The organism is Martinezella calliandrae (assembly GCF_030272695.1).
GTDB lineage: Bacteria > Pseudomonadota > Alphaproteobacteria > Rhizobiales > Rhizobiaceae > Rhizobium > Rhizobium calliandrae.
In genome coordinates this window covers 1-274 of the sequence record NZ_JARFYN010000254.1, presented here as the reverse complement: position 1 = coordinate 274, position 274 = coordinate 1, and the positions used below count along the sequence as shown (strand labels likewise).

Annotated in this window: 1 protein-coding gene; it reads left to right on the top strand. The window is 61.7% G+C overall.

The window, feature by feature from the left end; translation table 11 throughout:
* On the top strand, positions 1-243 hold a 243-nt coding region (locus PY650_RS36990), incomplete at its 5' end, for a zinc-binding dehydrogenase (protein WP_285885074.1).
* Between the last annotated feature and the right edge of the window lie 31 nt (positions 244-274).

Below are 274 nucleotides of genomic sequence, written 5' to 3'. Positions count from 1 at the left end.
TTCAAGCGCAAGGCAGTGTCGATCCATCATGAGCTGATGTTCACCCGCTCGATCTATCAGACGCCCGACATGATCGAACAGGGACGGATTCTCGACGAGGTCGGTGCCGCCGCCGATGCCGGCCGCATCCGCTCTACGGCGACGGTGCGCCTCGGCACGATTAATGCCGACAACCTGAAGAAGGCGCATGCTCAGCTCGAGAGCGGCTCGACCATCGGCAAGGTCGTCCTCGAAGGGTTCTGACAATCGAGGGCAGCTTTTCGCGGCCGCCCTT